We start from the raw sequence: 6,514 nt of genomic DNA, 5'->3' as shown, positions 1-6,514 counted from the left end.
GGGGAAAGGAAACCCTCGCGCCTCAACCCACTCCACCGGCGAGAATGACCCCGTGCGGTACAGAATCCTGGGCGCCACCGAGGCGTACCGTGTTTCACGTGAAACACGACGCCCCGCCGAGCTCCTACTGGGGAAGTCCGCGCCACCCCTCCGGGTCCACCCCGCCCGGCACGGGAGCGCCCGTGTCGTACGGCTCCCGCGTGAAGAAGAACGAGCCGAGGTCGAGATGGCTCACGGACCCGTCCGGCCGCCGCACCGCCCGCAGGATCTCCCCCGCGAAGTAGCCGTCAAGGCCCGTCCAGGTACCGTCGCCGTTCGGCCGGAACCGCGAGCCTCGGCCGCCGCCGGTAAGGGGCGCCAGCCCGACCGCCCCGTCGGCCGCCGGCCGCAGCACGAAGGTGTTCGTCCCCCAGTGCCAGGGCCCCGCAAGCTCCAGCAGAGCCTTGTCCAGCTCGGGCAGCGGCCGCCATGCATCCGGGATGCGTGGCTCGGCCTCGGCAATGATCAGGAGCAGCTCGGCGGCCAGCGAAGTCACGGCAGGGCCGGAGGTGCAGTTGGTCAGCGTGACCGCCACCAGACCTTCCTCCTCGATCGCCCACAGCCCGGCCATGAAGCCCGGCAGCGAGCCCCCGTGCCCGACCAGCGTGCGCCCGTCCACCCGGAGCACCTGCGCGCCGAGCCCGTACGTCGAGTTCCAGTCCCCCGGCGGCGTGGGCGCCGCCGGAGTCCTCATCTCCCGTACCGAATCGGCGGACAGGACACGGTCATCGCCCGCCAGGAGGAAGGCGCCGAAGCGGGCCAGATCCGCCGTCGTGGACCACAGCTGTCCGGCCGGTGCCATGAGACCCAGGTCCTCGGCGGGTTCGGGCATCATCACATCCGCCCACGGATGGACGGCCCAGCCGCCCGCGTGCGGCGCCTGCGGCTGTGCGCTCGTACGGTCCAGGCCCAGCGGCTCCAGGATCTCGCGGCGCAGCACGGCTTCCCAGGAATCGCCCCGGAGCGCCTCGATCAGCGAACCGAGCAGGGTGTAGCCGGGGTTGGAGTAGTGGAATCGGCGCCCGGTGGGGTGCTTGAAGGGCTGCTCACCGAGTACGTCCTCCAGCTCGGGACGCTGCGAACCGGGCGTACGCTCCCACCACTCCCCGGGGGTCTCGGCCGCCAACCCGCTGGTGTGCGCGAGCAGTTCCGCAATGGTGACGTCGCCCGCGGCCGTGCCCGGAAGGTGCTTCTCCAAGGGATCGGAGAGGTCAAGGGCGCCCTCGTCGCGCAGCCGCATCACCAGGACGGCGGTGAAGGTCTTGGTGATCGAGCCGATGCGGTACTGGACGTTCTCGTCCGGCGCGTGCCCCTCGACGCAGGTGCGGCCCTCGGTCCACACCAACTTGCCGTCCCTGAGCACCGAGGCGACAAGGGAGGGAGCCCGGCCCTCCGCCTGAGCGGTGGCGACGCGGTGCAGCAGGGCTCGGCGGGTGGTGGGCAACAGCTCTTCACGGGGTGATGTCATGGCCCTAGTCCACCTATGGAGAGGCCGCGCGTCGAGCGAATTCCACCGGCCGCGCTACGCGGCACGCGTACCCGTGGCCTTGAAGAACGTGTAGTGGAAGGTCCCGTCGTCGTCCGCGGTCCTGCGCAGGTCGGCGATCCCGCGGTCCCAGTCGGCCTCGGTGATGAGCGCCGCGGCCAGCGCGTCCTCCCTGACGGACTCGATCATGGCGGTGAACGTGCTGCGGGTGAAGCCGTCGACCAGCGCGGGGCGGGTCCGGTCCGCGTAGACGGTGCGCGCCCGCACCCGGACATCGTCGTATCCGGCATCCGCGACCAGAGGCAGCAGCTCCCGCCCGATCAGGCCGTTCCCACCACCATCCGCCTGCAACTGGACCAGACAGCCGATCGCCGCACGGGCGTAGGCACTGTCCGGGTGGAAGAACGCCGACGCGTGGTCACCCTCGATCACGGTGAGGCTCCCGCCGGGTCGCAGCAGCCTCCGCAACGCGGCGAGCGCGCGCCGGGGAGCGGCCAGGTGCTCCAGGACGAAGCACACGAAGATGTGGTCGAACGCGGCATCCGCGAAAGGAAGATCGAAGAGATCGGCGCGGCACCACGTCACGTTCGCGTCGGGCGCGTGGGCCTCGACACGGGCGCGGGCCTGTGCCAGCGAGTCCGCCGAGCGGTCGACGGCGACGACGTGCGCGCCGGGGCTGGAGTCGACGAGATGCACGGTCTGGGCGCCGACCCCGCAGCCGACCTCCAGGACCCGGCTGCCCGTGGGATACGCCGTGCCTTCGTGCAGCAGCGTGGCAAGGGTGTCCGCCTGGTCACCGAGCCTGCGGGCCTCGCGGTCCGAGTACCCGTGGACGTAGCCAACTGCCGGGAGGATGGCGGGAGATAAGGGCGTGGGGTTCGTGGTGGCTGTGTGCATGGCCTCAGCCTGCTGTCACTATGGCCCGGTGAACAGGTCCAATGACCATGCTGCCGACCAGTCCATAGCGCCGTCTCCCGGGGCCGACTTCCTCCAGCTGAACATGGACGATGCCCCGCCGGGCGGGCGCGCAGACTGGCTGGCCCGGCGGCTGCGCCTCGCGATAGCGGACGGCCGCCTGCCGGTGGGCAGCAGACTGCCGGCCACCCGGACCCTGGCGGGCGAACTGCGCGTGTCCCGCGGCGTGATCACCGAGGCGTACCAGCGCCTGAGCGAGGACGGGCATGTCGCGGGGCGGGGGCGCAACGGCACCGTGGTGGTCGCCGCGCCCGTGACGGTCCGGTCGGAGGGCGAAGGGGCCGGCGGCGTAGAGAGGGCACGCACGCAGCCGCATCCACCGCCGAGCACCCTCTTCGCCGCCGTGCCCGGCACAGACATCTTCGACGCGCTGCGGGTCGCACCGGCCCGGATCGACCTCTCGCCCGGGGTGCCCGATCTCGCGGCGTTCCCGCGCACCGCGTGGCTCCGCGCCGAACGCACCGTACTCAAGGAACTCCCGGCCTCCGCCTTCGGATACGGAGACCCGCGCGGGGCCCGGGAACTGCGCGTCGCCCTAGCCCACTGGCTGGCCCGCAGCCGGGGCATCCGCGCCGATCCGGACGAGGTCCTCGTCACCGCGGGCACGGCTCAGGCCCTCACCCTGGCCGGTCAGGTGCTGCACGACGACGGGATGCGCGCGGTGGCCGTGGAGGACCCCGGCGCGCTCGGCGCCCGGCAGCATCTGCGCAACGCGCGCCTGGACACCCCGCCCGTTCCTGTCGACGCCGACGGCATCCGCGTCGACGCACTGGAGACCACGGGCGCTCCCGCCGTCCTGCTGACACCGGCTCACCAGTTCCCGACCGGCGTCGTGCTCGGCGGCCGACGCCGACGCGCGCTGATGCGCTGGGCCACGGAGCACGACGGGCTGATCATCGAGGACGACTACGACGCCGAGCACCGCTACGACCGCGCCCCGGTCCCCGCCCTGCGTTCCCTGCTCACCGAGCACGTCCTGTACACCGGCAGCGTGTCCAAGCTGCTCGCTCCGGCGCTGCGCATCGGCTGGGCCATCGCGCCGCCCCGGCACCGGGACGCGCTCGTCGCCGCCAAGCGCTTCGCCGACCTCGGCAGCGCCGTGCTGCCGCAGCTCGTCCTGGCCCAGCTGATGGAATCCGGCGCGCTGGAACGCCAGTTGCGTCTTCTGCGCGGGCGCCATCGCCGCCGCAGGGACGCGATGATCGCCGCGATCAGGAGCCGGCTGCGGGACGCCGTCGTGCACGGCGCCGCTGCCGGCCTGCATCTGACGATCACCTTCGACGCGGCGTTCCGCGACACCGACCTCGCCGCGGCGGCCCTGCTGCGCGGCGTGAAGGTCCAGCCCTTGTCCTGGCACGGCCAGCGCCCGCACCGCCCGGGCCTCGTCCTCGGCTACGCCGCACCCACCGCCACCGACATCGCCGAGGGCATCTCGCTCCTCGGCGACGCCGTGCGGGACTTGGCCTGACTGCGGGTTCTCTGCAGCTGAGCTGCCCCTAGAGGGTTACTGCCGCCGCTGGCCAAGGATGCAGAACTCGTTGCCTTCGATCGCGCACCAGTGAGTTTTCCCCGCCGCGTCGGTCTGTACGTGTGAGACCGACTCACGGAAGGCTGGCGCCATGCGGAAACTGATCTACGGCATGAACCTGACCCTGGACGGCTACATCGCCGCGCCCGGCGACGACATCGGCTGGAGCGTGCCGAGCGACGAGCTGTTCCAGTTCTGGTCCGACCAGTTGCAGGCGACCGACCTGACGCTGTACGGGCGCAAGCTGTGGCAGACGATGAGCTCCTACTGGCCGACCGGCGACCAGCAGCCCAACGCCACCCCGGCGGAGATCGAGTTCGCGCGCCGCTGGCGGGACATGTCGAAGGTGGTGTTCTCCTCGACGATCGACAAGGTCGACTGGAACACCCGCCTGGTCACCGGTGACGCGGTCGCCGAGATCACCCGGCTGAAGGCCGAGGACGGCGGCCCGATGGACATCGGCGGCGCGACGCTCGCCGGGGCCGCCATGCGGGCCGGGCTGATCGACGAGTACGTGCTGGCCACCGCGCCGGTCCTGGTGGGCGGCGGCACGCCGTTCTTCACCGCGCTGGACAACTGGGTGAACCTGAACCTGGTGGAGACGCGGACGTTTCCCTGCGGCGTGATCCTGACCAGGTACGAGACGAGGCGCTGAGCGCCCGTCCGGGAGTCACGGGCCATATGCTCAAGGCGTTGCTGAGGTGCAGCGCCTGCAGCTGACTGCTGTTACGTCTGCGCCATGTCCACGAAGCGCGAGTAGTGGCCCTGGAAGGCGACCGTGATCGTGGCCGTCGGGCCGTTACGGTGCTTGCCCACGATGATGTCCGCCTCGCCCGCGCGCGGGGACTCCTTCTCGTACGCGTCCTCGCGGTGCAGCAGGATGACCATGTCGGCGTCCTGCTCGATCGATCCGGACTCACGCAGGTCGGAGACCTGGGGCTTCTTGTCCGTGCGCTGCTCGGGGCCACGGTTCAGCTGCGAGAGCGCGATGACCGGGACTTCGAGCTCCTTGGCGAGCAGCTTCAGGTTTCGCGACATGTCCGAGACCTCTTGCTGGCGGCTCTCGGCGCGCTTCGAACCACCGGACTGCATCAGCTGCAGATAGTCGATGATCACGAGCTTGATGTCGCTGCGCTGCTTGAGACGGCGGCACTTGGCGCGGATCTCCATCATCGACAGGTTCGGGGAGTCGTCGATGTAAAGGGGGGCGGCCGAGACCTCGGGCATACGGCGCGCGAGGCGCGTCCAGTCCTCGTCCGTCATGGTGCCGGAGCGCATGTGGTGCAGCGCGACACGGGCCTCCGCGGAGAGCAGACGCATCGCGATCTCGTTGCGCCCCATTTCCAGGGAGAAGATGACGCTGGGCAGGTTGTGCTTGATCGAACAGGCCCGTGCGAAGTCGAGGGCCAGCGTGGACTTACCCATGGCGGGACGGGCCGCGATGACGATCATCTGGCCCGGGTGCAGGCCGTTCGTCAGCGAGTCGAAGTCGGTGAAGCCCGTCGGCACACCGGTCATCTCGCCGCTGCGCGAACCGATCGCCTCGATCTCGTCGAGCGCGCCCTCCATGATGTCGCCGAGCGGCAGATAGTCCTCGCTGGTGCGCTGCTCGGTGACCGCGTAGATCTCGGCCTGGGCGCTGTTGACGATCTCGTCGACGTCGCCGTCGGCCGCGTATCCCATCTGCGTGATGCGGGTGCCGGCCTCGACGAGGCGGCGCAGGACCGCGCGCTCGTGGACGATCTCCGCGTAGTACTCGGCGTTCGCCGCGGTCGGCACCGTCTGCACCAGCGTGTGCAGATACGGGGCGCCGCCCACCTTGGTGATCTCGCCACGCTTGGTGAGCTCGGCGGCGGTGGTGATCGGGTCGGCCGGCTCGCCCTTCGCGTACAGGTCGAGGATCGCGGTGTAGATCGTCTCGTGCGCGGGCCGGTAGAAGTCATGGCCCTTGAGGACCTCGACGACATCGGCGATGGCGTCCTTGGAGAGGAGCATGCCGCCGAGCACCGACTGCTCCGCGTCGAGGTCCTGCGGCGGTACGCGCTCGAACGCGGTGCCTCCGCCGTCCCAGCCGCCGCCCTCGCGGCCCCGCTCGTGCTGTTCGTCGCGGCCGCGGCCGCCGTCGCGGCGCCGGGAGGCGGGCAGACGATCGCTGGGACCGCTGTCGGCCCAGGGGTCGTCCAAAGGCTCGGAAATACTCACCGGGCCACCTCCTCCCGTCCGCCGCGCGGACCTCGCCGTGCCCCTCTTTCTTACGGCACGACACTGACAAATGAGTCGCCCAACTCCGGTTCTGACGCGTCGGATCTACCGGGTTTCCGCAGTCGGAAGACGAGGGGGGCGCCGCACCACGGTAGGCCCGTGGCCACCGTCAGCCAATCTGGTTATCCACAGGCGGTGTGGATGACGGGCGCGATGCTGTGGAGAACCCCGCAAAACCTGTGCACGGCCCGGTGGACAGCCCTGTGAACAAGCCCTCAGCCCTC

5 protein-coding genes are annotated in these 6,514 nt (G+C 70.6%); 2 read left to right on the top strand and 3 right to left on the bottom strand.

The window, feature by feature from the left end; genetic code table 11:
• Positions 1 to 124: 124 nt before the first annotated feature.
• Positions 125 to 1,507 carry a serine hydrolase domain-containing protein gene (locus AB0G47_RS28650; RefSeq protein ID WP_360775710.1) on the bottom strand — a complete coding sequence of 461 codons (1,383 nt, stop codon included), beginning with the start codon at positions 1,505 to 1,507 and terminating at the stop codon, positions 125 to 127.
• Positions 1,508 to 1,561: 54 nt separating this feature from the next.
• Positions 1,562 to 2,422 (bottom strand): methyltransferase domain-containing protein, encoded by an 861-nt coding sequence (locus AB0G47_RS28645; RefSeq protein WP_360775707.1) that lies wholly within the window; start codon positions 2,420 to 2,422, stop codon positions 1,562 to 1,564.
• Between the two features lie 103 nt (positions 2,423 to 2,525).
• Between AB0G47_RS28645 and AB0G47_RS28640 the strand changes: the two genes are divergently transcribed.
• Both AB0G47_RS28640 and AB0G47_RS28635 read left to right on the top strand, forming a co-directional pair.
• Positions 2,526 to 3,968: a PLP-dependent aminotransferase family protein gene (locus tag AB0G47_RS28640; protein ID WP_360775746.1), complete on the top strand. Its 1,443-nt coding sequence runs from the start codon at positions 2,526 to 2,528 to the stop codon at positions 3,966 to 3,968.
• Positions 3,969 to 4,119: 151 nt separating this feature from the next.
• Complete coding sequence (locus AB0G47_RS28635) at positions 4,120 to 4,683, top strand: dihydrofolate reductase family protein (RefSeq protein WP_360775704.1); 564 nt, start codon at positions 4,120 to 4,122, stop codon at positions 4,681 to 4,683.
• Positions 4,684 to 4,754: 71 nt separating this feature from the next.
• On the opposite strand, the gene dnaB is transcribed toward AB0G47_RS28635, so the two are convergent.
• The gene (dnaB, locus tag AB0G47_RS28630; RefSeq protein WP_135331201.1) at positions 4,755 to 6,230 is read right to left on the bottom strand and encodes a replicative DNA helicase; all 1,476 of its coding nucleotides are present in this window, start codon (positions 6,228 to 6,230) and stop codon (positions 4,755 to 4,757) included.
• Positions 6,231 to 6,514: the final 284 nt, after the last annotated feature.

Origin of the sequence: Streptomyces sp. NPDC021622 (assembly GCF_040640795.1) — a bacterium.
GTDB lineage: Bacteria > Actinomycetota > Actinomycetes > Streptomycetales > Streptomycetaceae > Streptomyces.
This window is presented reverse-complemented; position numbering and strand designations above follow the sequence as displayed.